The organism is Streptomyces sp. NPDC047072 (assembly GCF_040643855.1).
Lineage (GTDB): Bacteria > Actinomycetota > Actinomycetes > Streptomycetales > Streptomycetaceae > Streptomyces.
The window spans coordinates 1-3,340 of sequence record NZ_JBEYVC010000340.1; the positions used below are offsets into that span (position 1 = coordinate 1).

Annotated in this window: 2 protein-coding genes; both read left to right on the forward strand. The window is 75.7% G+C overall.

The annotated features are described in order from the left end of the window. Positions 1-330 (forward strand): FtsX-like permease family protein (locus ABZ896_RS52355; RefSeq protein WP_360946498.1); only part of this gene is annotated, 330 nt, incomplete at its 5' end. A 151-nt stretch (positions 331-481) separates the two neighbouring features. Next, entirely contained in the window at positions 482-3,199 is a 2,718-nt protein-coding gene (locus ABZ896_RS52360) for an ABC transporter permease (RefSeq protein ID WP_360946501.1), read from the forward strand. The last annotated feature ends 141 nt before the right edge of the window (positions 3,200-3,340 follow it).

Sequence of the window (3,340 nt, forward strand, 5' to 3'; positions counted from 1 at the left end):
GAGCGGGGCGCCGAGTTCGCCGTGCTGCGGGCGCTGGGCGCGCCGCGCCGCCGGCTGGCCCGCGCGGTCGCCGTCGAGCAGGGCGTCCTGGTGCTGCTCGCGCTGCTGGTGGGGGCCGCGCTGGGCGCGGTGCTGACCCGGGCGGTGATCCCCCTGATCGTCCTGACCGCCGAGGCGACCCGTCCGGTCCCCCGGGTCCTGGTCGAACTCCCGCTCCCACGGGTGGCCGTACTACTGACGGCGGTGGCCCTCGCCCCGGCCCTGGTCATCACGGCACTGGCGGCACGACGGGCGGATCCGGTGCGGGCGTTGCGCGAAGGGGGCGAGTGAGGTGGTTCCGGCCAACGGGAGTTCGGACGAGGAGGCTGGCAAGTCGGTGCGCGATCCGGGAGGTTCGGGAGAGGCACCTCGCAAGTCGGCGCGCGGTCAGGGGAGTCCGGCCCCAGCCGCCCGCGGCTCCGCACCCCTCCACACCCCCTGGATCCGCACCCGCCTGCGCACCGCCCCCGCCACCGCCGTCGCCCTCACGCTGCTCGTGGCGCTGACCGCGTGTCTCGCGGCCGCGTTCCCGCGCGCGGTCGACCGGTACGAGGACGTCGGCCTGCGCCGGGCCGCCGCGCAGGCCCTCCCGGACCGGACCAGCGTCGAGGTGTACGCCCCGCCGCCCTCCGAACTCGACCCGGCACGGATGCGGGAGGACGCGCTGCGCCCCGCCACCCTGCGCCGACAGGACACGGAACTGCGCGCCGAGGTCCCCGGCCCGCTCGTCGTCGACCGCGACCAGTCGTCGTACGGCGTACGCGGCACCCAGGGCATCGAGACGCCCGAGCCCTGGCTGCCGCGCCCCACCGGCAAGCCCGCCCAGATGATCCTCTTCGCCCAGCAGGGCCTCACCGGCCACACGTCCGCCGTCACGGGCCGGCTGCCCCGCGCCACCGGCACGGTGACCGCGACCACGGCCCAGGTGGAGGCCGCGGTCACCACCGACACCGCCAAGACCCTGCACATCAAGGTCGGTTCGGTGATCCACCTGCCGACCGGCTTCCGCACCCTCACCGTCCGCGTCACCGGCATCGTCGCCCCGCGCGCCCCCGAGGGCGCCTACTGGTCCACCAAGCCCCTGCTGCGCACCCCGTCCCTGATCAGCGAACCCGCGCCCTCCGTCGACAAGTACTGGCTCGGCGCGCTGCTCCTCGCCCCCGAAGCGGCCCCGGTACTGCTCGCGCTGCCCGGAAGCGCCGAACGCTACTGGCAGTTGGCGCCCTCCGACACCGCGCTGAGGGCCCGCGACGTCCCGGCCCTGAGCGCGGCGATCGCCTCCCTGGAGGCCGGCCCCGCCCTGCGGGAGGTGCGGCTGGTGGTCGACGGCGTGACGACCACGGGGATGGCGGAACTGGAGGGACGGACGGAGGTCACCACCGACCTCGACGAGGTCCTCGCCTCCTACACCCGGCTCCGCGAGAGCGTCGCCCCGCTGGTCGCCGTCGCCGCGTTCGGCGCGGGCACGGTCGCCGTCGTCGTCCTGCTCATGGCGGGCGGCCTCACCGCGGACCGCCGCCGCACCGAACTCGCCCTGCTGCGCGCCCGCGGCGCCTCCCTGCCCGGCCTGAGCACCCGTCTGCTGGCCGAGACGGCGGTCGTGGCCGTCCCCGCCGGCGCCCTCGGCCTCGCCGCCGCCCTGCTCGCGGTCCCAGAGGGCCGGGCGGCGTACGCGCTCGCGGCCGCCGCGGCGGTCACCGTCGTCACCTGCGCCGCCCTGCCCGTCCGCGCGGCGGCCGCGCACCGCCGGGTCCGCGTCCACACCGGCCGCGAAGACGTCTCCTCCCTACGGCCGTCCCGGCGCCGTACGGTCGCCGAACTGACGCTGCTCGTGCTGGCCGCCGGGGCGGTCGAGACGCTCCGCAGACGAGGGGTCGCCGACACCTCCGGACCCCAACTCATCTCCCTGGCCCCGGTGTTGGTCGGCGTGATCGCCGCACTGGTCCTGGTCCGCCTCTACCCGCTCCCGCTGCGCGGCCTCGCCCGCCCGGCCGCCCGTCTGCGCGGCGCGGTCGGCTACCTCTCCCTGGCCCGGGCGGGCCGCACCTCGGCCTCCGCCGTACTCCCGCTGCTCGCCCTGCTGACCGCCCTGACCACCGCGGCCTTCGGCGGCTCGGTCCTCGCGGGCGTCCGCGAGGCCCGCGACCACGCGGCGCTCCTCGTCGTCGGCGCGGACGCCCGCATCGAGACGATCGGCCCGCTGCCCGCGGACCTGCCGGACGAGGTCCGCCGACTGCCCGGCGTTTCCCAACTCACCACGGCGAGCGTCGAGTACGAGGCGAAGCCGCAGTCTGCGCCGCAGACGGTGCCGTTGGTGGGGGTGGACCCGGCGGAGTACGCGGCCCTCTCGGAGCGGACCGGCATTGGGCCGTTCCCGGCACGGGAGTTGAGCCGCTCCGGTGCCGAACTCCCGGCGCTGGCCTCCCCGTCCACGGCACAGACGTACGGCACCCGCCCCTTCCCCGTCCTGCTCCCGGACGGCGGCGAGGTCACCGTCCGCATCACCCTCGTCCGCGACCGCACCCCCGTGGACCCCGGGACGGACTTCCTCGTCGTGGATCACGCGGGCCTGAGCGGGGCGACGGCCCGGCCGACCACAATCTTGCTCACCGGCGACCACCTGGACGGCACGGTGCTCCGCAAGGCCGCCCCCAAGTCGGCCTCCGTACACCTGCGTTCGGAGGAACGCGCCCGCTACGTCGACTCCCCGCTGCAGTCCGGCGCGGAGGGCGTCTACGGTACGGCGGTGGCGGCCGGCACGGGCTACGCGGTTCTGGCGCTGCTGCTGGCGCTCCTGCGCGCGGCGCCCGAACGCGCGGCCCTCCTCGCCCGCCTCCGCACGATGGGCCTCACCCGAGCCCAGTCCCGCCGCCTGCTGATCCTGGAGTCACTTCCGCAGGCCGGGCTTGCGGCGGTGGGGGGTGTCCTGACGGGCTGGTCCACGATCCGCCTCCTGGCCCCGGGTTTCGACCTCTCCGCCATCGCGCTCCCGTCCGCGCAAGTCCCTTCGGGGGGAGCGGAGTTGTCGATCGACCCGCTGTCCTTGGCGCTACCGGCCTTGTCAGTACTGGTGTTGGCGGTGGGGATGGGGATCGGCCAGGCGTGGTGGACAGGACGGCGGGGGTCGATTCAAGAATTGAGGGCGGGGGATGGTCGATAGACGACGGCCGGTGGGGGCTGGTCGCGCAGTTCCCCGCGCCCCTGAAGCCCCAGACGGCTCCTACCGCGCGTTCTCGACCGGCCAGGACGTCCTGACCCTGGTCGAAGCGCTCGGGCGCGAGCAGGCGGATATCGTCGGCCA